Source organism: Amycolatopsis magusensis (genome assembly GCF_017875555.1).
In the GTDB taxonomy this organism is placed as follows: domain Bacteria; phylum Actinomycetota; class Actinomycetes; order Mycobacteriales; family Pseudonocardiaceae; genus Amycolatopsis; species Amycolatopsis magusensis.
Genome location: NZ_JAGGMS010000001.1, coordinates 418696 through 440681 on the forward strand (window position 1 = coordinate 418696; position 21986 = coordinate 440681).

Annotated in this window: 18 protein-coding genes; 7 read left to right on the forward strand and 11 right to left on the reverse strand. The window is 70.8% G+C overall.

Features of this window, described 5'->3' with window-relative positions:
• Positions 1 to 367 precede the first annotated feature (367 nt).
• Positions 368 to 2119: a serine/threonine-protein kinase gene (locus JOM49_RS01910; RefSeq protein ID WP_209662530.1), complete on the reverse strand. Its 1752-nt coding sequence runs from the start codon at positions 2117 to 2119 to the stop codon at positions 368 to 370.
• A gap of 251 nt (positions 2120 to 2370) precedes the next feature.
• Here JOM49_RS01910 and JOM49_RS01915 point away from each other — a divergent pair, with 251 nt between their 5' ends.
• Positions 2371 to 4245 carry a propionyl-CoA synthetase gene (locus JOM49_RS01915; RefSeq protein WP_209662531.1) on the forward strand — a complete coding sequence of 625 codons (1875 nt, stop codon included), beginning with the start codon at positions 2371 to 2373 and terminating at the stop codon, positions 4243 to 4245.
• Between the two features lie 131 nt (positions 4246 to 4376).
• A complete protein-coding gene (locus JOM49_RS01920; RefSeq protein ID WP_209662533.1) occupies positions 4377 to 5993 on the forward strand; it encodes a beta-N-acetylhexosaminidase in 1617 nt (538 codons plus the stop codon).
• Here the strand turns inward: JOM49_RS01920 and JOM49_RS01925 are convergent, their stop codons facing one another.
• The 3 genes from JOM49_RS01925 to JOM49_RS01935 are packed head-to-tail and all read right to left on the reverse strand — an operon-like array spanning position 5994 to position 8118.
• Positions 5994 to 6578, reverse strand: coding sequence for a TetR/AcrR family transcriptional regulator (locus JOM49_RS01925; protein ID WP_209662535.1), 585 nt, complete (start codon positions 6576 to 6578; stop codon positions 5994 to 5996).
• On the reverse strand, positions 6568 to 7263 hold the full coding sequence (locus JOM49_RS01930; protein WP_209662536.1) for an MOSC domain-containing protein: 696 nt from the start codon (positions 7261 to 7263) through the stop codon (positions 6568 to 6570). Before JOM49_RS01930 ends, JOM49_RS01925 begins: the two co-directional genes overlap by 11 nt.
• 33 nt (positions 7264 to 7296) lie before the next feature.
• The gene (locus JOM49_RS01935; RefSeq protein ID WP_209662537.1) at positions 7297 to 8118 is read right to left on the reverse strand and encodes an alpha/beta fold hydrolase; all 822 of its coding nucleotides are present in this window, start codon (positions 8116 to 8118) and stop codon (positions 7297 to 7299) included.
• Between the two features lie 87 nt (positions 8119 to 8205).
• Between JOM49_RS01935 and JOM49_RS01940 the strand changes: the two genes are divergently transcribed.
• Together JOM49_RS01940 and JOM49_RS01945 are read left to right on the forward strand one after the other, a co-directional pair.
• Positions 8206 to 9018, forward strand: coding sequence for an SGNH/GDSL hydrolase family protein (locus JOM49_RS01940; RefSeq protein ID WP_209662538.1), 813 nt, complete (start codon positions 8206 to 8208; stop codon positions 9016 to 9018).
• Positions 8985 to 9548, forward strand: a complete 564-nt coding sequence (locus JOM49_RS01945) for a TetR/AcrR family transcriptional regulator (RefSeq protein ID WP_209662539.1) — start codon at positions 8985 to 8987, stop codon at positions 9546 to 9548. The genes JOM49_RS01940 and JOM49_RS01945 overlap by 34 nt, the downstream gene beginning before the upstream one ends.
• Here JOM49_RS01945 and JOM49_RS01950 read toward each other — a convergent pair.
• The 6 genes from JOM49_RS01950 to JOM49_RS01975 form a co-directional block, all read right to left on the reverse strand.
• A complete protein-coding gene (locus tag JOM49_RS01950) occupies positions 9530 to 10954 on the reverse strand; it encodes a pyridoxal-dependent decarboxylase (RefSeq protein ID WP_209670681.1) in 1425 nt (474 codons plus the stop codon). The genes JOM49_RS01945 and JOM49_RS01950 overlap by 19 nt on opposite strands.
• 16 nt (positions 10955 to 10970) lie before the next feature.
• Positions 10971 to 13007, reverse strand: a complete 2037-nt coding sequence (locus JOM49_RS01955) for an MMPL family transporter (protein ID WP_308158623.1) — start codon at positions 13005 to 13007, stop codon at positions 10971 to 10973.
• Between the two features lie 94 nt (positions 13008 to 13101).
• Positions 13102 to 13773: a response regulator gene (locus tag JOM49_RS01960; protein ID WP_209662541.1), complete on the reverse strand. Its 672-nt coding sequence runs from the start codon at positions 13771 to 13773 to the stop codon at positions 13102 to 13104.
• Positions 13770 to 14834: a sensor histidine kinase gene (locus JOM49_RS43990; RefSeq protein ID WP_209662542.1), complete on the reverse strand. Its 1065-nt coding sequence runs from the start codon at positions 14832 to 14834 to the stop codon at positions 13770 to 13772. Before JOM49_RS43990 ends, JOM49_RS01960 begins: the two co-directional genes overlap by 4 nt.
• A gap of 4 nt (positions 14835 to 14838) precedes the next feature.
• A complete protein-coding gene (locus JOM49_RS01970; protein ID WP_209662543.1) occupies positions 14839 to 15378 on the reverse strand; it encodes a dihydrofolate reductase family protein in 540 nt (179 codons plus the stop codon).
• A gap of 10 nt (positions 15379 to 15388) precedes the next feature.
• Positions 15389 to 16009 carry a TetR/AcrR family transcriptional regulator gene (locus tag JOM49_RS01975; RefSeq protein ID WP_209662545.1) on the reverse strand — a complete coding sequence of 207 codons (621 nt, stop codon included), beginning with the start codon at positions 16007 to 16009 and terminating at the stop codon, positions 15389 to 15391.
• Positions 16010 to 16096: 87 nt separating this feature from the next.
• On the opposite strand from JOM49_RS01975, the gene JOM49_RS01980 reads away from it, so the two are divergent.
• Both JOM49_RS01980 and JOM49_RS01985 read left to right on the forward strand, forming a co-directional pair.
• Positions 16097 to 16720, forward strand: a complete 624-nt coding sequence (locus tag JOM49_RS01980; protein ID WP_209662547.1) for an NAD(P)-dependent oxidoreductase — start codon at positions 16097 to 16099, stop codon at positions 16718 to 16720.
• Positions 16721 to 16749: 29 nt separating this feature from the next.
• On the forward strand, positions 16750 to 17544 hold the full coding sequence (locus tag JOM49_RS01985; RefSeq protein ID WP_209662549.1) for a nuclear transport factor 2 family protein: 795 nt from the start codon (positions 16750 to 16752) through the stop codon (positions 17542 to 17544).
• On the opposite strand, the gene JOM49_RS01990 is transcribed toward JOM49_RS01985, so the two are convergent.
• On the reverse strand, positions 17519 to 18745 hold the full coding sequence (locus JOM49_RS01990; RefSeq protein WP_209662551.1) for a cytochrome P450: 1227 nt from the start codon (positions 18743 to 18745) through the stop codon (positions 17519 to 17521). The two genes, JOM49_RS01985 and JOM49_RS01990, sit on opposite strands and share 26 nt — an antisense overlap.
• 105 nt (positions 18746 to 18850) lie before the next feature.
• On the opposite strand from JOM49_RS01990, the gene JOM49_RS01995 reads away from it, so the two are divergent.
• Positions 18851 to 21979, forward strand: a complete 3129-nt coding sequence (locus JOM49_RS01995; protein ID WP_209662553.1) for an AfsR/SARP family transcriptional regulator — start codon at positions 18851 to 18853, stop codon at positions 21977 to 21979.
• The last annotated feature ends 7 nt before the right edge of the window (positions 21980 to 21986 follow it).

The window sequence follows — 21986 nt, forward strand, 5'->3', positions numbered from 1 at the left end:
GTTCTACGTTCGGGCGTATTGGGACTCGCTGAGGTGGACGGGGGCCGCCCCGGGTTTTGATTGTGACTACGGCGAAGACCTCGATGTCAAGGCGGGAAGGATGCCTTGACATCGAGGTCTTCGCCGTGTTTTGGCTTTGGATCGGGGCGGGGTGGGGGGGTTTGGGCGGGTCCCCTGGTGGGTGCCCCGGGCGGCGGTTGCGCTGGGGTGGAGGGGCTGGGCGGATGCTCGCGTTTGGTGGCCGGGTGGCGGTTGCGCCGGGGGCTACCGGGGGGGGCGCCTCTGTCACGAAAGTGGCTTTGGGGGCGGAATCGGCTCCCAAAGCCACATTTGTGTCGCGGGGTGGGGCGGCACTGTCAAAAGGGGGTCAGTGTGCTCGTGGGACTACTCGGGTGACGGGGCCATCCGGGGATTTTCCTGCCCGCGAGAGCCAGCCTTCGACTTCCTTCCGCACCGAGTTCAGGGTGGGGCGGCGTCGGGGTTCCGGGTCCAGTGAGGCGATCAGCAGCCGCGAGTGGACGCTCCGCGGTGGCAGTTTGTTCGCCGGTTCGGCGCGGGCCGCGGCCATCAGGGCGGCCATCGGGGTTTCCCGCGTGCCGCGTGGGGGCTGGCCGGACAGGGCGTAGCTGACCGTCGCGGCCAGTTGCCAGGCGTCCGAGGCCGGGGACGCGGGCGCGCCCGCGGCTGTCTCCGGCGCGGTGAAGTCCGGCGTTCCGATCATCATGCCGGTCGCGGTCAGCTGCGAGTCGCCCTTGCTGCGGGCGATGCCGAAGTCGATCAGGTGCGCGATGCCCCCGGGATCCAGGATCACGTTCGACGGCTTCACGTCCCGGTGCAGCACGCCCTTTTCGTGCGCCGCCGACAGGGCGCCTGCCATGGTCGCCCACAGGCGGCCCGCGGCCACGTCGTCCAGGGGGCCGCCGGTGTCGACGGCGGCACCCAGCGGCTGCCCCTCCAGGTACTCCATCACCAGCGCGAGCCCGTCCGGCTCCTCGACCAGGTCGTACACCTTCACGCAGTTCGGGTGGTTCACCACGGCCAGCGCCCGCGCCTCGCGCTGCATCCGCTCCACCGTGTCGCGGTCCGGCGCGTGCGCGATCTTCAGCGCGATCGTGCGGCCGAGCTGGTTGTCCACGGCCTCCCACACGGTGCCGAAGCCACCGTGCCCGAGTCGCCGGACCCGGCGGTACCGGCCGCTGCCCGAACTGCTCGAACCGGGCGGAACGGGCATCGGGCCCGGGGTGTTCGCCAGCCCGGGGCTCTCCGAAGCGGCCGAGACCTGCGGCTCGGGTTGCTGGGCCAGCGCGGTCTTCGGGTAGTCCTTCGGGGGCTGCGGCGGCGGCAGTTGACGCTGCTGCGAGGGCGGCGGCACGTACGGCGGCGGTTGTTGCCGCGGCGGTTCCACCGGGCGTCGCTCCGGCGGCCGTTCCGAGCGTTGCAGCGTCGACCACGCCGGTGGGCCGACCAGCGCCACCGGCATGATGCCCAGCACGGTGATCGGCAGGAAGCCCAGCCACAGGTGCACCGCGGTGTTCGCGGAGACCCCGATGCTGAAGAAGAACATCAGCACGAACGGGATCCAGAAGAAGCGGGCGGGCCACTTCGGCCCGCGGCGCAGCGCCGTGCGCGCCAGCAGCATGACGAACAGCAGGGCGAGCGCGGGCAGCCCGATCAGCGCACCGAGGTAGTAGCCGTAGGCCAGCCCACCCGACGGGTAGAACAGCGCCTCGTAGACGTTCTGGCCACCGCCGAGGTAGTCGCTCTGCTTGCCGATGAAGTCGCAGCGGCTGTTGCCCAGCTCCTCCATCAGGCCGGCGGACAGGTCGGCACCGTTACCGGCGCGCACCGCGCTGAAGTTGCTCGAGACCCCGATGAACAGCAACCACGGCATGATCAGCGTGAAGAACCCGGCGACCAGGCCGAACACGGCCATCATCGTCGGGTCGTACCGGTTCCCGGTGAACTTCCGGATCAGCGCCACGATCACCGCGCCCGCCACCGGGAACAACGCGATCAGCGCGCCCGCCATGCTGGTCGCCCACACCGCGCCACCCGGGCAGAAACCAGGCCCGAACACCTCGTATGCGAACGACAGCAACGAGCTCGCGAATGAATCCACTCCCGCTCCTTGTCGTTGCCCTGCTACCCGACTCCAGTATGTCGGGTCTGTCGTTGGACGCCGCCGTCACCCGGCAGGTTCATCACGGCACGGACTCTTCGGTCTCAGGCGCGAGCGGACCACGATACCCGCGAGGCCCGGCGCACCCGGTGCGGCCGGTCGTTCTCGCTGGTCAAGTGCTTCCTTTCGCCCGCGCATCGCCACCGGTACAAGATGGTCGGTGCCGGATCGTCAACGAGGAGGTCCCCCCGATGGCCCAGTACGCCGAAACCTACCAGCGGAGCATGTCCGATCCCGAGGGTTTCTGGCTGGCCGCCGCCGAGGGCATCGACTGGACCAGGAAGCCGTCGAGGGCGCTGGACGACTCGCGCGCGCCGCTCTACCGGTGGTTCCCCGACGGCGAACTGAACACGTCCTACAACGCGCTGGACCGGCACCTCGCCGACCGCGGCGAGCAGACCGCGCTCATCTACGACTCCCCCGTCACCGGCACGACCCGCCGCTTCACCTACCGCGAGCTGCACGAGGCCGTCGCCCGGTTCGCCGGGGCGCTGCGGTCGCTCGGTGTCGAGCGCGGCGATCGGGTGATCATCTACCTGCCGATGGTGCCCGAAGCGGTGATCGCCATGCTCGCGTGCGCGCGGCTCGGCGCGGTGCACTCGGTGGTCTTCGGCGGCTTCGCGCCCAAGGAGCTGGCGGCCCGCGTCGACGACGCCAAGCCGAAGGTCATCGTGACCGCGTCCTGCGGCATCGAGCCCACGCGGGTGGTCGAGTACAAGCCGATCATCGAAGAGGCCCTGCGGGGCACCGAGCACCAGCCGGACCGGGTCGTGGTGCTGCAGCGCGACGCCGCCCGCGCCGAACTCGGCGAGCGTGACGTGGACTGGACCGAGCTGGTCGCGGGCGCGTCACCGGCCGATCCGGTGCCGGTCGCCGCCACCGATCCGCTGTACGTCCTCTACACCTCGGGCACCACCGGCAAGCCGAAGGGCGTCGTGCGCGACACCGGCGGGCACGCGGTGGCGCTGGCCTGGTCGATGGGCGCGATCTACGACATCGGCCCCGGTGACGTCTGGTGGACCGCCTCCGACGTCGGCTGGGTGGTCGGCCACTCCTACATCGTCTACGCGCCGCTGCTGGTCGGGGCGGCCACCGTGCTCTACGAAGGCAAGCCGGTCGGCACCCCGGACGCGGGCGCGTTCTGGCGGGTGATCGCCGAGCACGGGGTCCAGGCGCTGTTCACCGCGCCGACCGCGTTGCGCGCCATCAAGAAGGTCGACCCGGACGCGGCCGAACTGGCCAAGTACGACCTGTCGAAGTTCGGCACCTTGTTCCTCGCCGGTGAGCGACTCGATCCCGAGACTTACCACTGGGCGAAAGAGAAACTCGGCACCCCGGTGATCGACCACTGGTGGCAGACCGAAACCGGCTGGCCCATTTCGGCGAACCTGCGCGGGATCGAGCCGATGCCGGTGAAGCCGGGTTCGTCGACCGTGCCGGTGCCCGGGTACGACGTGCGCGTGCTGGACCAGGAGGGCAACGACCTGCCCGCCGGGCGCGAAGGCGCCATCGCCCTCAAACTCCCTTTGCCGCCCGGCACTTTGCCGACCCTTTGGGGCGACGACGACCGATACGTCGAGGCTTACCTCTCGCGTTACGAAGGGCATTACCTCACCGGCGATTCCGGTTATCTCGACGAAGACGGCTACCTCTTCGTGATGGGCCGCACCGACGACGTCATCAACGTGGCCGGGCACCGGCTTTCGACCGGCTCGATGGAGGCCGTGCTCGCCGCACACCCGGCGGTGGCCGAATGCGCGGTGATCGGCGTGCGTGATCCGCTGAAAGGTCAGCTGCCCAGGGGTTTCGTCGTGCTCAAGTCCGGAGTGGACATTGACGGCGAGCGGCTGCGCGAGGAACTCGTCGCCGCGGTGCGCCGCGATATCGGTCCGGTGGCGGCATTCCGCGACGTGTCGGTTGTGGACGCGCTGCCGAAAACCCGGTCCGGCAAGATTCTCCGCAAGACCATGCGGGGTATCGCGGACGGCCGTGACGAGCCGGTTCCCTCGACGATCGAGGACCCCGCCGTCCTTGACGCGCTGCGCACCACCCTGCGCAGCGAGTGATCGTCCGGTTACGCATTCCCCGTTCCGGCGACCGCCGCGAAATTCCTCAACCCCCTCCAACGGCCGTTGTGCTGCCCGAGTTATTGGTCTATACCTTTATGCACTCTTAGTCTCCCTGCCGGAGGTGCTCCGTGAGGAAGCGTTTGTCCTTGTCCGCCTTGCTCGGTGCGGCCGTACTGGCCGTGTCGACGGTGGCCACTTCGGGAGCCGCCGCCGCGGCACCCGAGGAGGCGGCCACCCAGTCGACCGCGGGCGGAACCCAGCTGACCGACGTGCTGCCCGCGCCGGTCGAAGTCAAGCCCAACGGGCACACCAAGTTCTGGCTGACCCCGCTCAGCCGCATCCACACCCAGCCGGGTTCGAAGGAAGCCAAGCAGGTCGGCGACTACCTCGCCGGGCTGCTGCGCCCGGCCACCGGCTACCCGCTCAAGGTCAGCTCCGGCCCCTCGTGGATCCCGGGCATCTCGCTGCTGCTCGGCGGTGCCGACCAGCGCATCGGTGACCAGGGCTACCAGCTCGACTCGAACGTCACCGGGGTGACCATCCGAGCCAACTCCGCGGCCGGGCTGTTCAACGGCGTGCAGTCGCTGCGCCAGCTCTTCGGCGCCAAGATCGAGGCCGACACCCCGCAGCGGACCGCCTGGTCGGTGGCCGGCGGGCGGATCGTGGACTACCCGCGCTTCGGCTACCGCGGCGCGTTCCTGGACCTGGCCCGGCACTTCCACACGCCGGACGAGATCCGCACCTACATCGACGAGATCGCCCAGTACAAGATCAACTACCTGCACCTGCACCTGACCGACGACCAGGGCTGGCGCATCCAGATCGACAGCTGGCCGAAGCTGACCACGGTCGGCGGCGGCCCGGGCACCGGCGTGGACGGCGTCGGCGCGGGCTTCCTGACCAAGGCCGACTACGCGGCGCTGAACAAGTACGCGGCCGAACGGCAGATCACCATCGTGCCCGAGATCGACATGCCGGGGCACACCAACGCCGCGCAGTCCACCTACGCCGAGCTGAACTGCGACGGGGTCGCCCCGGCGCCGCGCACGGACATCGAGGTCGGCTACTCCTCGCTGTGCATCGACGACGAGCTGACCTACAAGTTCGTCGAGGACGTCATCCGCGAACTGGCGGCCATGACGCCCGGCCCGTACCTGCACATCGGCGGGGACGAGGCTCACGCGACCACGGACGAGGACTTCAAGAAGTTCATGGAGCGCGTCATCCCGATGACGGCCAAGTACGGCAAGAAGCCGTTCGGCTGGCACGAGATCGCCAAGGCCAACTCGCCGGCCACCACCACCCCGCAGTACTGGTGGAGCACGCCGGACGGCGACGCCGCGGTGGCCGAGGCCGTCAAGCGGGGCAGCAAGGTCCTGGTTTCGCCGGCCAACAAGGCGTACCTGGACATGAAGTACGACGAGAACACCAAGCTGGGCCTGAAGTGGGCCGGCTACATCGAGGTCAAGACCGCGTACGAGTGGGACCCGGGCACGTTCGTCCCCGGTGTGCCCGAGTCGTCCGTGCTGGGCGTGGAAGCCCCGCTGTGGTCGGAAACCCTGCGGAACATCGAGGACATCGAGTTCATGGCGTTCCCGCGGCTGACCGCGATCGCCGAACTCGGCTGGTCGCCGCAGGCCAAGCACAACTGGGAGAACTACCGTGACCGGCTGGCGAAGCAGGGTCCGCGGCTGAGCGCCCAGGGCATCGACTTCTACCGGTCGCCGCAGATCGACTGGAAGTAGTCAGCGCAGTTCGGCCAGGCGGGCGCGGATTCCGATCCGCGCCCGCCGGTATGCGTCGGGGCTCCCGTGCAGCACGGAGAAGGCGTTGGCCGTACGAGCCAGCGCCTCGACTTCGAAGACGACCTGTTCCGCGTCGTCCACGTCGGCCGCGCGCAGGGTGTCGACCAGCAGCCGGGTCCAGTTCCGGCTCCGCGCGACCAGCGCGTCGTGCACCCGCCCGTCCCGCGCGTCGTATTCGGCGGACGTGTGGAAGAAGAAGCAGCCGCCGGGGAAGATCCGCTTCTCCGAGTAGTCCAGCCAGCGTTCGCACAGCTCGCTGAACCGGTCCACGCCGGTCGCCGAGGCGGGTACCCGGTCGACCACCTGCTCGGTGAAGATCGCGTTCGCCGCGTCGATGGTGGCGAGCTGCAGCTCCTCCTTCGAGCCGAAGACCGCGAAAACCCCGCTCTTGCTCAGGTTCAGGTCCTTGGCGAGCTCGCCGATGGACAGCCCGTCGAGCCCGTCGACCGACGCGACGTCCATCGCGCGCCGGAGCACCGCCTGCCGGGTCGCGTCTCCGCGCGCCAGCCTGCCGTCAACCGGCATCGCGTGCTTCCACCCGCAGCAGCTTGCCCGCCAGGCCCTGGCGGAACTGCTCGGCCAGCGCGGGCGCCTTCACCGCCCGGCGCGCCAGCTCCAGGTACGCCGCGCGCTGCTCGTCGTCCAGATTCGCCGGGTTGGCGTAGAGGATCAGGTAGAGCTCGCTGATCGTCGGGCTGGCCTCGTCGCGGTCGAGCAGGGTGAGCGCACCGGTGGTCGGCACCGTGCCGGTCCGGCGCACGCGCAGGTACCAGCCGCTGCGACCGGAGTCGATCATCGCCGGGATGATGTCCTTCCGGCCGGTCTTCATGCCGAGCTTGTAGCACGGCGTCCGCGGCTGGGAGACCTCCACGTGTGCCTCGCCCCAGGAGAAGACGTCACCGATGCGGATGGTGTCCTCCTGTGCGCCAAGGAGCGACAGGTTCTCCCCGACCGCGCCCGCCTCAAGGTCGAAGGCGTCGGCGACCCAGCCCTCGTAGTGCTCGGCGGGGTAGGCGTAGACCGCCTTGTCCGGGCCGCCGTGCACGCTGAGGTCGGCCTGGCCGTCACCGGTGAGGTTGACCTCGGACAGCTCGAGCCGCGCCTCGCCGGTCCTGGTCTTGGTGATGCCACTGAGCACGGGCTCGCCGCGCTGGTGCCCGAGCACACTGGGCTGCCCGACGAACACCCCGTTGATCAGCAGTTCGGTCATGCCCGAGAAATTAGCACGACCGTTCGTAAATATTCATCCCTGTTCGGCACGCAGGAAGGGCAGTAGCGCGCCGAGCAGCGCTGTCGGGTTGTCTTCCTGCACGAGGTGACCGGCGCCCTCGATCAGCCGCAGGCGGGCACCCGGCACCAGGCCGGCCAGTTCGGTGGCCTTCGCCGGTGGGATCCACTGGTCGTCGGCACCCCAGCAGACCAGGAACGGCAGGTCCAGCTCCGGGTACCGCGGCTGGACCTCGTCGGTGTGGCGCTGGTCCGCCTGCGCGATCTGCCGGTAGAACGCGGGCTGCCCCGCCTCGCCGAGCCACGGTTCGGCCAGCCGCGCCAGCACGTCCGGGTGCAGGCCCGGCGAGCTGGCCGAGTTGACGTACTCCCGCACCAGCGCCTCGTGCAGGAACGGCGGCAGCTGCTCGAACACCGCCGCGTTCTCCCGCACCAGCCGGAAGAACGGCGAACCCCACGGCGCCAGCGCCACCGGGTCGACCACGGCGAGCCGTTCGTACGCGCGGCCGTGCAGCAGGTGCGCGCGCAACGCGACCGCGCCACCGAAGTCGTGCGCGACCACCGCCGGGCGCTCCAGGTCCCAGTGCGCCAGCAGTTCGGCGAACACCCGGCCCTGCGCGGCCAGCGACACGTCCTGGCCGTCGAACTTGGCCGAACCGCCGTAGCCGGGCATGTCCCACAGGTAGACCCGCCACCACTCGCCCAGCGTCTCGGCGAACCGCCGCCAGACGAACGCCGAGAACGGCGTCCCGTGCAACAGCACCAGCGGCGGACCGGCGCCCACGCTGGTCCAGCGCACCTCACCGCTCGAACTCCCGAACCGTTCGCTCAGCTCCATGCGGTCCAACAAACCACAAGTAGACACCGTCTACATCGGTTTGCTACAAAGTGGGACCCGGCTGAACACACGGTGACGGAGAGATGAATGGGTTACGAACGCTTTGTCGCGCTCGGCGACAGCTGCACGGAAGGGCTCGACGACCCGCACCCGGCGGGCGGGCGCTACCGCGGCTGGGCCGACCTCGCCGCCGCCCGGCTGGCCATGGACGAGCCCGGCTTCCGCTACGCCAACCTGGGCGTGCGCGGACGGCGGCTGGACCAGATCACCGCGGAGCAGGTGCCCGCGCTCAACGCGCTCGAACCCGACCTCGTGGCGTTGTTCGGCGGCGCCAACGACGTGCTCACCGGCTCCGGCTCCGCCGAGATCGCCCGTCGCGTGGACACCGCGGTCCGCCGGGTCACCGAACTGGCGCCGAACGTGGTGGTGTTCACGCTGAGCGACATTTCGCACCGGATGCCGTTCGGCAAGCGTTTGCGCCCGCGCATCGAGTCACTCAACGAAGCCATCCGCGAGGCCGCCGCCGGGTACGGCGCCCGGCTGGTCGACCTCTGGCCCGACCGCGCCGCCGACGACCTGCGTTACTTCGGCCGCGACCGCCTGCACCTGTCCGACCTCGGCCACCGACGCCTCGCCGCGCACCTGCTCGACGCGCTGGCGGTGCCGTTCGAGCCCAGTTGGCTGGCCGACCTGCCGGGAGATCCCGCCCGGCCGAACACCCGCGCGCACGCGGAATGGCTGTGGCACGTGGTGCGCCCGGTCGCCGTCACCCGCGTCCGCAACCGCCTGATCGGCCGCTCCCCCGGCGACGGCTTCCTGCCGAAGCGCCCGGAACTGCAGCCGATCTCCACGGACGAGATCAGGGCATGGATCTCCGCCCCGCTCCCCGGCAACGCCTGATCGCGAGCGCGGTCGCGCTGCTCGCCGCCGAGGGCGTGGAGGCGGTCACGCTGCGCGGGATCGCGAAGCACACCGGCGTCTCGCACGGGGCTCCGCTGCGGCACTTCGCCGGCCGCGCCGAACTGCTCTCCGCGGTCGCGGCCACCGGCTTCACCGAGTTGTACGCCCGGCGCGAGGAGTTGCCCGGCGGTCGGCCGCGGGCGCGGCTGATCGCCGCGTGCCGGGCGTACGTCGGGTTCGCGCTGGAGAACCCGGCGATGTTCGAGCTGATGTTCCGGCACGACCTGCTCGACACCGGCGACGCCGAACTCGTCCGCGCCAGCAGTGCGGTCTTCGACTTCTTCGCGGAACTGGCCGCCGCCGCGTCGACCGGCGACACCGACCCGCGGCTGGTCGCGGCCTCGCTGTGGGCGGCCCTGCACGGGCTGGCCGAGCTGTGGTTGTGGGGCGGGCTCGCCAAAGCCAGCTTCGCGCCGTCCATCGACGTGCCGCTGGCGGTCACCCTGGAGGCCTACCTCGGGCCCGCCTGAGCCACCGCGGCGGTGATGGCCGCCCAGGCGTCGCGGACGTGCTGGGCCGTGGTCGACGTGCTGCCCACCGCGAACCGCAGCGTCACCCTGCCGTGCACCCTGGTGTGGCTCAGGTAGAGCTCGCCCGATTCGTTCAACCGCTCCAGCAACGCCATGATCCGCTCGTCGGTCCACTTCGGACGGAAGCACACCAGGCCGAAGTGGCGCGGCTCGTGCAGTTCGAACCGGTCGTCCGCGGCGACGAGCGCGGCGAACCCGCCGGCCAGTTCGATCCCGGACCGGATGTGCGCCCGCAGCCCTTCGGCGCCGTACCACCGCAGCACCGCCCACAGCTTCAGCGCGCGGAACCGGCGGCCGAGCGGGATCTGCCAGTCGCGGTAGTCGATCACCGCGCCGGATTCGGTCGCCGGGTTGCGCAGGAACTCCGGCAGGATTGACAACGCGCCGATCAGCGGCGCGCGATCGGTCACCCACAACACCGTGCAGTCGTGGTTGGTCAGCAGCCACTTGTGCGGGTTGGTCGCGTACGAGTCCACGTACTCGGCCACGCCTTCGTTGATCCACCGCAGTTCCGGGCACACCGCGGCCACTCCCGCGTACGCGGCGTCGACGTGCAGCCAGACTTCGTGCGCCTGGCACACTTCGCCGATCGCGGCCACCGGGTCGATCGCCGTGGTCGAAGTGGTCCCGATGGTCGCGCACACCAAGGCCGGCACGGCCCCGGCGGCGGTGTCCGCTTCGAGCAACGCCGCCAGGTGCGCCGGATCCATCGCCAGCGTCGACGGATCGACGTCGACCACGCGCACGTTCCGCGCCCCGATCCCGGTGATCCGGCCCGCCTTCTCCAGCGCGGAATGCGTCTCCGAGGTGACGTAGATGGTGTACCGCCGGGAAATCCCCTCGTCGCCGACGGTGCCGCCGCTGACCCGGTGCAGTGCGGCGAGCACCGCGACCAGCGCCGCGCTCGACGCCGAATCCTGGATGACCCCGCCGCCGGGCCCGTCGGTGCGGAAACCCGGTGGCAGCCCGAGCAGTTCCGCCAGCCAGTCCACCACCACGGTCTCCAGTTCGGTGCAGGCCGGGCTGGTCGCCCACACCATGCCCTGCACCCCGAGCCCGGACGAGAGCAGGTCGCCGAGGATCGACGGGCCGGTCGCGTTCGCCGGGAAGTAGGCGAAGAAGTCCGGGTGCTGCCAGTGCGTGACGCCGGGCAGGATCCGCTCGTCCAGATCGGCCAGCAGCCGGTCGAACGGCTCGCCCCGATCCGGCGGGTGCGCGGGCAGCCCGGCCCGGATCTCTCCCGGCCGGACCTTCGCGCGCACGGGGTGATTCTCGATGCCACCGCGGTAATCGGCGATCCAGTCGACGACCTGCTTGCCATAGGTGCGGAACTCGTCCGGCGTCATGTGCATGCAGACCTCTCTACCGCTCCAGCGCGACCTTGGGGAGCCGCCGATCCAGCCATGTGGGCAGCCACCACGCTTTTGCCCCGAACAGCCGCATCACCGCGGGAACGATCAGACAACGGATGACCACCGCGTCCAGCAGCACCGCGACCGCCAGTCCCAGGCCGAACTGCTGGAGCATGCGGTCCGCGCTGAGCACGAACGCGCCGAACACCACGATCATGATCCCGGCGGCCGCGGTGATCACCCCGCCGGTGTTCGCCAGTCCCTCGCGGACCGCGCGTGCCGCGTCCCCGGAACGCCGCCATTCCTCGTGCATGCGAGAAACCAGGAAGACCTCGTAGTCCATGGACAGTCCGAACACGATCGCGAAGATCATCACCGGCACGAAGGCCTCGATCGGACCGGGCTGCGCGCCGAACCAGCCTTCGCCGAAGACCAGCGTGATCACGCCGAGCGAAGCCCCGATGCTCAGCAGGTTCAGCACGGCCGCCTTCACCGGCACCAGGATCGAGCGGAACACCACCAGCAGCAGCAACGCCGAGAGCAGCACCACCACGCCGATGAACAACGGCAGCCGCTCCGCGACCGCGGTGGCGAAGTCGCCGGCCGCCGCCGTCGACCCGCCGACCAGGTACTCACCGCCGGTCCGCGCCTCCAACGCGGGCAGCACCTCGCCACGCAGCCGCGTGACCAGTTCGTGCGTCGCCTCGTCCTGCGGTCCGCTCTCCGGGAAGACGAGCGTGGTCGAGACCGCTCCCCCGGTGGTCGTACTTGTGTCCACCCCCGGCGTGTCCTCCAGGACCCGCGAGAGCGCCGCCGGGTCGCCACCCTCGGCCACCACGATCAGCGGCCCGTTGAACCCCGGCCCGAAACCCTCGGCGAGCAGGTCGTACGCCTGGCGCGTGGGCTGCTCCGGCGACTCCGTCCCGGCGTCGGCGAACCCGAGCCGCATCCCCAGCGCGGGCAGCGAAAGCACGCCGAGCGCGGCCACCGCGAGCAGCAGCGGCGCCCACGGGCGGCGTTGCACCAGCGCACCCCACTTCCGCCACCGGTCGCCGGGTGCCCTGCCGCGTTTGGTGACCGCCCGTTCGATGCGGCGGCCGAACACGGTCAGCAACGCGGGCAGCAGGGTGACCGCCGCGACCATGGTCAGCAGCACGGTCATCGCCACCGCCAGCGCCACCCCGCGCAGCGAACCCAGGCCCAGCACCAGCAACCCGGCCAGCGCGATGATCACCGTGAGCCCGGCGAACAACACCGACCGGCCCGCGGTGTCCAACGCCGTCCTGGTGGCCTCGTCCCGCTCCACCCCGCGCAGGATTTCCGTGCGGTAGCGGGAAAAGATCAGCAGCGCGTAGTCGATGCCGACCCCGAGGCCGACCAGCATCATCAGGTACGGCACGTAACTGGGCAGGGTGAACACCTGGGACGCCAGCACGATCACGCCGAGCGAGCTGCCGACCGCGAACACCGCGGTGAGCACCGGCAGGCTCGCGGCCAGGATCGAGCCGAACATGAACACGAGGATCACCAGCGAGGCCAGCAGTCCCGCGCCTTCGGCCGGTCCGCCACCGCCTTCCGCCGCCGCCCGGATCGCGTCCCCGCCCAGCGCGACGGTCAGCCCGTCGCCCTCGGCCGCCTTCGCCGTGTCGATGAGGCGGCGGGTGTCCTCGACCGGGATGTCCTCGGCCAGCGGCACACTCGCATAGGCGGTACGGCCGTCCTCGGAGAATTGCGGCGGGCTCGGCGGCCCGGCGAGATGGGGCAGCTGCGCGAGCATCCGCTCCACCCGGTCGGCCGGCACGCCGTTCTCGTGGCGCACCACGATCTGCGCGGACACCCCGGCCTGCCCGCCGTAGCGGTCCTGCAGTTGCTGGGATTCCGTGCCCGGCAGCGCGTGGTCGTCCTCGTAGGCGCTGCCGACGGCCTGCGAGGCGAAGGTGATCGCGGCGAGCACCACGATCCAGAGCAGGACGGCCACCCGGCGGTGCCGTTGCGACCACCCCGCGAGCCGTTCGAACGAACTTCGTTCCACCACTGTTGTGTTCACGCGAACAGGCTCGGGCAGCGACCCCCGTCGCGTCGTCATGCCGGCGGCCCGACCCGCCCTACCACCGGAGTTGTTCCCTACGGGCGATCCCGTACTACCCGGGTTGTGTCCACCGGGGTGTCACCATCGCCGCCTCGTAGGCCAGCACCACCAGTTGCGCGCGGTCACGAGCGTCCACTTTGGTCATGATCCGGCTGACGTGGGTCTTGGCGGTGGCCGGGCTGAGCACCAGCCGCCGGGCGATCTCGTCGTTCGACAACCCGGCCGCGACCAGGGTCATCACCTCGCGTTCGCGCTCGGTCAGCGAGTTCAGCCGCGGGCTCGGTTCGGGCCGGGTGACCCGCCCGGCGAATTCGGCGATCAGCCGCCGGGTGACCGAGGGCGCGAGCAGCGCGTCCCCGCGCGCGACCACCCGCACGCCGTGGATCAGCTCGGTCGGTTCGGTGTCCTTGACCAGGAAGCCGCTGGCGCCCGCGCGCAACGCGCCGTAGACGTACTCGTCGAGGTCGAAGGTGGTCAGGATGATCACCTTGATCCCGGCGAGCCGGGGGTCGCCGAGGATCCGCCGGGTGGCCGCCAAGCCGTCCAGGCGGGGCATCCGGATGTCCATCAGCACCACGTCCGGCCGCAGTTCCGCGGCCAGGCCCAGCACCGCTTCCCCGTCCGCCGCCGCGCCGACCACGGTGATGTCGGCTTCGCCGTCCAAAATGGACTTGAACCCGGCGCGGACCAGGTTCTGGTCGTCGGCCAGCAGGACCCGGATCACCGCCGTCCGCCGATCGGCAGCCGGGCGTGCACGGCCAGACCGGTGTCCCGCGCGGGCATGGTCAACTCCCCGCCCGCGGCCCGCACCCGCTCGCGCATCCCGCGAAGGCCGTGGCCGGGCGTGATCGGCCCGCCGGACCCGTTGTCCTCGATCTCCACGCGCAGCTCACCATCGTCGCCGTACCGGACCCGCACCACGACCGTACTCGCGCCGGAGTGGCGGATCGCGTTGGTCAGCGCTTCCTGCACGATGCGGTAGGCGGCGAGGCCGATCTCCGGCGGCACCGGGCGCGGCTCGGCCAGTTCGGCGGTCACCGTCAGGCCCATCGCCCGCGCGTGCCCGAACAACTCGTCGAGCCGGTCGAGCCCCGGCGCGGAGTCCACCGGCGTTCTCAGCACGTCCAGCGTGGATCGCAGTTCCCGCAAGGCTTCCCGGCCCGCCTGCTTGATCGCGGTCAGCGCGCCGGTCGACTGCCCGGGATCGTTCGCGTGCAGCGCCGCCCCGGCCTGGACGGTGATCAGCGACAGGTGGTGCCCGAGCGCGTCGTGCAGTTCACGCGCGATGCGCAGCCGTTCCTCGGTGGCACGGCGGCGGGCCTCTTCCTCGCGCCCGAGTTCGACCTGCCGCTTGAGCCTGCCGAGCGCGAGCACGGCGACGATCCAGCCGAGCAGCATGACCATCGCGACGTCGTCGACGTGCCGGGTGGCGCTCGCCAGCTCACCGGCCAGCGTGGCCACGACGGTGATCCCGGCGACCACCGCGGCGGCACGCAGGTACCCCTGCGCCGACAGCGTGTACAGCGCGATCATCAACGTCAGCAGCACGGGACTGCCCGCGCCGATCAGCGGGTAGTACAGCCCGACGCCGAGCATGGTGGCCACCGCGACCGGCACCGGGTAGCGGCGGCGCACCGCCAGCACCCCGCAGCTCAGCACGATCAGCGCCAGCCCCCACGGCCCCGGCGGCACGTCCTGCGCGAGGGTGTAGGTCAGCACGAGCGCCAGCACGAGCCCGGCCGACACCACGTCGCCCGCCGGGCCCTTCGGCCACCACCGGTTCACCCGGTCATCGAACCACCGGGCGGTAGATGATGCGGACCGCCCCGCCGGGGAACTGCTCGCTCTCGACCACCTCGAAGTTGACCTGGGTGTCGTCGAACAGGCGCTCGCCCTTGCCCAGCACGGTCGGGTGGACCAGCAGCTCCAGCTCGTCGAGCAGGCCCTCGGCGAGCAGCCAGCGGACCACGCTGACGCTGCCGGAGACCAGGATGTCGCCGCCGTCGCGGGCCTTCTCCTCGGCCAGCTTCGCCGCCGCGTCCTCGTTGAGCACGGTCGACGGCGTCCAGTCGGCCGAGGTCAGCGTGGTGGACAGGACCAGCTTCGGCACGCTGTTCAGCACACCGGCCAGCGCGTCCTCGGTCTCGTTGGGCCAGTGGGAGGCGAAGATCTCGTAGGTCTTGCGGCCGAGCAGGAGCGCGCCGGCCTCGGCGAACCGGGCGCCGGTGACCTCTCCCATCCGGTCGTCGAAGAACGGTCCCTGCCAGGTTTCGGGGGCCTCGACCACGCCGTCCAGCGAGATGAAGAGGCTCGCAACAATCTTTCGCATGCAGGAAGGGTCACGGACGTGGCTCTACGCGCGCTCGAGAAGCCCCCGACCCCTCGAGCAAGGTGCGCACCCAGGTCTCGGCGAGCTTCCGCCGAGTGGGTTCGTCGTCGTACCGCTGGTCGAAGTTGCTCAGGAAACCGTGTTGCAGGCAGGCACCGAGCAGCAGGTCCGCGGTCGCGCGCGGGTCGGCCTCCGCGCTGATCCGGCCGCCGCGCTGCTCGGCTTCGAGGTACGCGGTGAGCAGGTCGCCGACGTGGCGCGGGCCCTTGCCGCGGTCGTGCACCACGTCGCGGTGCGCGGTGAGCAGGTGCGGGTCGGAGAACAGCGAGGCCGCGATCGGGAAGGTCTGCCCGTAGAAGGCGATCGCGGCGTGGGCGAACTCGACCAGCACGTCCTCGACCGGGTCTTCGCCGACGCGCTTCTGCAGGCCGGCCATCAGCGTGGCCAGGCCGCTCGGCATCCGTTCTTCGAGCACCGCGAGGAACATGTCGGTCTTGTCGCGGAAGTGCTTGTACAGCGCGGCTTCGGAGAACCCGGCCGCCTTGGCGATCTCCTTGGTGGTCGCCTTGGCCAGGCCGTGGCTGCGCATCACCTGCGCGGCGGCGTCGAGGATCCGGTCGCGCGTACTCAAGGCGCCTCCTGATGGACACTGGTTGACACGTTGGTGAGTGCTCACCCACTATAGTGGTTAGTAAGCACTCACCAACCTGGAGGGCAGATGAAACTCACCGTTTTCGGGGCCACCGGCGCCACCGGCAAGCACGTCGTCGAGCAGGCGTGCGCGGCCGGGCACCAGGTCACCGCCGTGGTCAGAGACCCGTCCAAACTGGGGAGAACCGACCTGACCGTCGTCGAAGCCGACACGCTCGACCCGGCCGCGATCGAACCGGCGGTCGCCGGCGCCGACGGGGTGATCTCGGCGCTGGGCACCCGGAACGGCCGCGGCCCCACCACCATCTGCGCCGAAGGCACCGCGAGCATCCTGCGCGCGATGACCGCCGCGGGCACCCGGCGGCTGGTCGTGGTCAGCGCTTCCGGCCTGGCCACCGACGGCGACGACCCGCTAACCAAGGTGCTGGTGAAACCGATCGTCCAGCGGGTACTGCGGCACCCGTTCGCCGACATGACCCGCATGGAAGAACTGATCCGCGCGAGTTCCGTGGACTGGACGATCATCCGCCCGCCACGGCTCACCGAAGGCCCGCGCGGCGACTACCGGACCGCGGTCGACGACGGGGTGCGGCGGGGTTTCGTGATCTCACGGGCAAATCTCGCGCACGCCATCCTGCGCGCGCTGCCCGCCGAGGACACCTTCGGGAAGATTCTCACCGTCGCGCGATGAGTTCGGCCGGTTCGCCGGGTAACAGGGGTATGAGCGAACAGATTCGTACCCTCATCGAGCAGTGGGCGACCGCGGTGCACCAGTGCGACCTGGACGGCGTGCTGGCCGGGCACACCGAGGACGTGGTGATGTTCGACGTGCCGGAGCCGCAGCAGGGCGTGCGCGGGATCGCCGCCTACCGGGAGACCTGGCCCGCCTTCTTCGACTGGCAGGCGAACGGCGCGATCTTCGAGATCGAGTCGCTGGAGATCACCGCCGGCGAAGACGTGGCCTACGCCTTCGCCCTGCTGCGCTGCGGCATGCCCGACGACCTCGGCGATCAGCGCCTGCGCCTGACCTTCGGGTTGCGCAGGAAGTCCGGCCGCTGGCTGATCGCCCACGAACACCACTCGTTCCCACTGTCGACCGACGGCGAGCCCCGCGTCCGCGAGATCCACGAGGAGTGGTTCGACGGCACCTACCGCAAGGACCTGGACGGCTTGATGTCCCACATCGCCGAGGACGTCGTCTCCTATGAACACGAAGCACCGCTGCAGGTCACCGGCGTCGCCGCCGTCCGGGAGGTCTGCCGGACGGGTCTCGAGCAGAGCACCGGAGCCGTCGAATGGCACGTCCCCGACCTGCGGGTACTGGCCGGGGACGACCTCGCCGTCGCCTGGGGCATCAACCACCTGCGCGCCGAACTCCCGGACGGCACCTTCACCGAATCCCGCTCACGATGCACGCGCATCTTCCAGCGGCGCCACGGCCAGTGGCAGATGGTCCACCAGCACGTCTCCTTCCCCTACGACCCCGCCACTACTCGGCCGTCTTCGTCCACGTGACCGGCAGTTCGTGGACGCCGTAGATGTTCATGTCGGTCCGCAGCTTCACTTCGTCGGCGGGGACGGCGAGCGCGAGGTCCGGGAAGCGGCGCACCAGTCCTTCGAAACCCGCGCGCATCTCGATGCGAGCCAGCTGCTGCCCGAGGCACTGGTGGATGCCGTGGCCGAAGGACAGGTGCCCGCGGGCCGTGCGCCCGAAGTCCAGCGTGTCCGGGTTCTCGAAGCGCTCGGGATCGCGGTTGGCAGCCAGCAGCGAGACGACCACGGTCGAGCCCTCGGCGATCGTCTCGCCGCCGAGTTCGAGGTCCTCCGAGGCGTAGCGGTAGAAGATGTCGGCCACGGACAGGTACCGCATGAGCTCCTCGACGGCGTTCGGCACCAGCCCCGGGTCGGCCCGTAGCTCGGCCAGTTGCTCCGGGTGCTCCAACAGCGCGAAAGTGCCCAGCGACAGCATGTTCGCGGTGGTTTCGTGGCCCGCGAGCAGCAGCAGGAAGGCGGCCCCGACCAGTTCCTCGATGGTCAGGTCCTCGTGGCGGGCCAGGTCCGACAGGATGTCCTCACCCGGCTCGGCGCGCTTGCGGGTGACCAGCTCGGCGAGGTAGGTGTTGATCGCGACCAGCGCGCCCATCTTCTCCTCCAGCGTCTGGTCCTTGACCATGAACTGGGCGGAGTTGACCTGGAAGGTCTCCCGGTCTTCGTAGGGCACGCCGAGCAGTTCGCAGATCACCAGCGACGGCACCGGCAGCGCGAACTCCTTGACCAGGTCGACCGGCGGCGCCAGGCGCGCCAGCTCGTCCAGCTGCCGCTCGGTGATCTCGATGATCTGCTCTTCGAGCCGCTTCATGCGCTTCACCGTGAAGGCGCCGGTGAGCCGGCGGCGCAGCCTGCCGTGCTCCGGTGGGTCCATGGCGATGAACAGGCCGGGCAGCGGCGGCGACGGCTCGGTGGCGGCCGGGATGCCCGGCGTCTCGTACGGCACGTGCACGATGCCGAGGTCCTGCCGGGAGCTGAACCGGGTGTCGGCCATCAGCTGGCGGACCGCCTCGTACCCGGTGACGAGCCAGCCTTCGTGGCCGTCGGGGAAGATCATCGGGCTGACCGGGCGGGCCTCGCGCAGCTCCGTGAGCGCGCTGGGCGGGTCGAAGGGGCCCGCGTCGCGGTCCATGGGGAGGCCGTGGGGAACGGAGACCGTCCGGCTCATCGGGATTCCTCTCGTGGTGGTTTGTTGTCACCACGATGGCCGAGGGGCCCCGCCATGTACCTGACACGGCACTGACATGGGCACGGCCGTGGCAAGATCGGCCAGGTGCAGATCGGGTTGCTGGGTTCTTTCGAGGTGCGCACGGCTGACGGCACCTTCGCCGACGTACCGGGCGCCCGGTTGCGTGGGCTGCTGACCGCGCTCGCGCTCGACCCGGGGCAGGTGGTCCCGAAGGCGACGCTCGTCGACTGGATCTGGGGTGAGCACCCGCCGGCCGACGCCGCGAATGCCCTGCAACGCCTGGTTTCCCGGCTGCGGAAGGTGCTGCCGGAAGGCTCGATCGACGGCCAGCCGAACGGCTACCGGCTGGCGGTGGAACCCGACGCCGTCGACGCCGTGCGGTTCGAGCGCCTCATCGGCCGGGCCCGCGAAGACGAGGACCCACGGCAGCTGCGCGAGGCCCTCACGTTGTGGCGCGGCGCGGCCATGCAGGACGTCGGCCTGCAGGAGAGCGCGATGTTCGACGTGGCGGTCACGCGGCTCGAAGGCCTGCGACTGACCGCGCTGGAGGACCGGTACGACGCGGAGATCGGCCTCGGCCACGGCGCGAAGCTGGTCACCGAACTGGCCGACCTCGTGGCCGCGAACCCGGTGCGGGAACGGCTGGTCGCCGCGCTGATGCGGGCACTGGTCGCGAGCGGCCGCGAATCCGAGGCGCTGCTCGTGTACCAGCGCACGCGGGAAATACTGGCCGAGACGCTGGGCGTGGACCCGTCACCGGAACTGTCCGCGTTGCACGTCGCGTTGCTGCGGGGCGAGCTGGGACGGCAGGCGGAGGTGCGGAAGACCAACCTGCGTGCCGAGCTGACCAGCTACGTCGGCAAGGACGCCGATGTCGCCGCGGTCGCCGAACTCGTCACCGAGCACCGCCTCACCACCCTGGTCGGCCCCGGTGGGTCGGGGAAGACCAGGCTGGCCACGGAAACCGCGCGCACGCTGCTCGGTGACCTGCCGGACGGCGCCTGGCTGGTGGAACTCGCGCCGCTCAGCGTGGACGGTGACGTGGCGCAGTCGGCGCTCGCCGCGCTCGGCCTGCGGGACGGGCTGCTCAGCGACGCGCCGGACGCGGAGGCGGTGGAGCGGTTCGTCGCCGCGGTCCGGGACCGGTCGATGGTGCTGATCCTGGACAACTGCGAGCACGTGATCGAGTCCGCGGCGGCGTTCGCCCACCGGGTGCTCGGGGAATGCCGACGACTGCGGATCCTCGCGACCAGCCGGGAACCGCTCGCCATCTTCGGTGAGGCGCTGTGGCCGGTCGCGCCGCTGGTCCTGCCCGCGGAGGACGCGGGTCCCGCTGAGATCGAGTCCTCCCCCGCCGTCCAGCTGCTGCGGGAGCGCGCCGGCGCGGTCCGCAGCGACCTCGCGATCGACGCCGACGGCCGGTCGACCATGGCACGCATCTGCCGGGCGCTGGACGGCATGCCGCTGGCCATCGAACTCGCCGCGGCCAGGTTGCGCACGATGTCGCTCGACCAGCTCGCCAACCGGCTCGACGACCGGTTCCGCCTGCTCACCGGGGGCAGCCGCACCGCGCTGCCGCGGCACCGGACGCTGCGCGCGGTGATCGACTGGAGCTGGGAACTGCTCTCCGACGCCGAACGAGTGGTGCTGCGCAGGCTCTCGGTGTTCGCGGGCGGGGCCAGCCTCGAAGCGGCCGAACGGGTCTGCGCGGGCGACGCGGTCGAGCCGGGGCAGGTGCTCGAACTGCTGACCGCGCTGGCCGAGAAGTCGCTGGTGGTCATCGACGGCGGCCGGGCGCCGCGCTACCGGATCCTCGGCATGATCAGGGAATACGCCGGGCATCGGCTCGCGGAGGCACGGGAAGCGGACCTCGCGCGCCGCGCGCACCTCGAGTGCTTCACCGAACTCGCCGAAACCGCGGACCCGCACCTCCGCCGCGCCGAGCAGCTGGACTGGCTTGCCGCGCTCGAAGCGGAACACCACAACATCACCGCCGCGATGCGCGGCGCGATCGCGGCAGGCGAAGCCCGTGGGGCGATGCGGCTCGCCGCTGCCGCCGGGTGGTACTGGTGGCTCGGCAGGCACAAGGCCGAGGGCAACGAACTGATCACCGCGGCCACGGCCGTGCCCGGCGAGGTGGACGACGAGAGCCGTGCCGTGGTGTACGCGTTCATCGTCACCTTCATGACCGCCGGGCTGGGCGACCAGCACCAGGCGGCGAAGTGGATCCACCAGGCCTACGAAAGCGGCAAGCGAGCGCGGGGCACGCACCCGGCACTGAGGCTCACCGGTCCGCTGGAGCGCATGGTGCAGGCGCCGGAGACGGCCGCTTCGGCGTTCGAACCGCTGCTCGGCGACGGGGACCCCTGGGTGCGCGCCCTGGCCCGGCTGCACCTCGGCAAGGTGCGGGTGGCGATCGGGCACGAGGGCCGGGAGGCTGACGACTACTTCGAAGCGGCGCTCGACGAGTTCCGCGCGCTCGGTGAGCGGTGGGGCATCTCGTTCGCCCTCGCCGAACTGGCGACCCGGACCGCTGTCCGCGGTGATTTCGCGGGCGCGCACGAGTACTACGAACAGGCGGCCGTGGTCGTCACCGAGGTCGGTGCCCTCGAAGACATGGTGCGGATCCGGGCGCAGCAGGCCCTGTTGCACTGCCTACGGGGTGACGAGCCCGCCGGCGCGGCCGCGATGGCCGAAGCGCAGCTGGCCGCGGAACGGGTTGTCTGGCCGAGCCTGCTGGCCGAACTGGCGCTGGCGAAAGCGGAGCTCGCGCGCTGGCGCGGTGACACCGGACAGGCGCGCCGGCAACTCGACGTGGCCACCACGATGCTGGGCGAGGATGCCGAGGGGACGAACGTCCGCGCGGTGCTCCAGAACCTGCGGGGCTACCTCGCCGAGGATCTCGGCGAAGCCCGCGCACACCACGCCGCGGCTTTGGAGGTGGCTTCCGAGGCGGGCTACGCGCCGCTCCTCGCCCAGGCCCTCGTCGGAATCGCGGACCTGGCCCTGCGGGAGCGGCAGCACGAGCAAGCCACCCGGCTACTCGCGGCGGCCCACAGCGTGCGGGGCCTACCGGACCGTTCGCAGCCGGACACGGCGAGGATCGAGCAGGCCGTGCGGCACGACCTCGGTGAGGCGCGGTTCACCGAGGTCGCACGGGAAGGGTCGGAAGCGGACTGGCGGGAGCTGGCCGCGGTCACGCTCGCCGGATGATCCGTGG

Excerpts from the sequence above, each read along its gene's own strand:
- JOM49_RS01990 (WP_209662551.1), bottom strand. The coding sequence starts at position 18,745 with ATGAGCCGGACGGTCTCCGTTCCCCACGGCCTCCCCATGGACCGCGAC.
- JOM49_RS01980 (WP_209662547.1), top strand. The coding sequence starts at position 16,097 with ATGAAACTCACCGTTTTCGGGGCCACCGGCGCCACCGGCAAGCACGTC.
- JOM49_RS01940 (WP_209662538.1), top strand. The coding sequence starts at position 8,206 with ATGGGTTACGAACGCTTTGTCGCGCTCGGCGACAGCTGCACGGAAGGG.
- JOM49_RS01930 (WP_209662536.1), bottom strand. The coding sequence starts at position 7,263 with ATGACCGAACTGCTGATCAACGGGGTGTTCGTCGGGCAGCCCAGTGTG.
- JOM49_RS01985 (WP_209662549.1), top strand. The coding sequence starts at position 16,750 with ATGAGCGAACAGATTCGTACCCTCATCGAGCAGTGGGCGACCGCGGTG.
- JOM49_RS01950 (WP_209670681.1), bottom strand. The coding sequence starts at position 10,954 with ATGACGCCGGACGAGTTCCGCACCTATGGCAAGCAGGTCGTCGACTGG.
- JOM49_RS01970 (WP_209662543.1), bottom strand. The coding sequence starts at position 15,378 with ATGCGAAAGATTGTTGCGAGCCTCTTCATCTCGCTGGACGGCGTGGTC.
- JOM49_RS01945 (WP_209662539.1), top strand. The coding sequence starts at position 8,985 with ATGGATCTCCGCCCCGCTCCCCGGCAACGCCTGATCGCGAGCGCGGTC.
- JOM49_RS01935 (WP_209662537.1), bottom strand. The coding sequence starts at position 8,118 with ATGGAGCTGAGCGAACGGTTCGGGAGTTCGAGCGGTGAGGTGCGCTGG.
- JOM49_RS01915 (WP_209662531.1), top strand. The coding sequence starts at position 2,371 with ATGGCCCAGTACGCCGAAACCTACCAGCGGAGCATGTCCGATCCCGAG.
- JOM49_RS01925 (WP_209662535.1), bottom strand. The coding sequence starts at position 6,578 with ATGCCGGTTGACGGCAGGCTGGCGCGCGGAGACGCGACCCGGCAGGCG.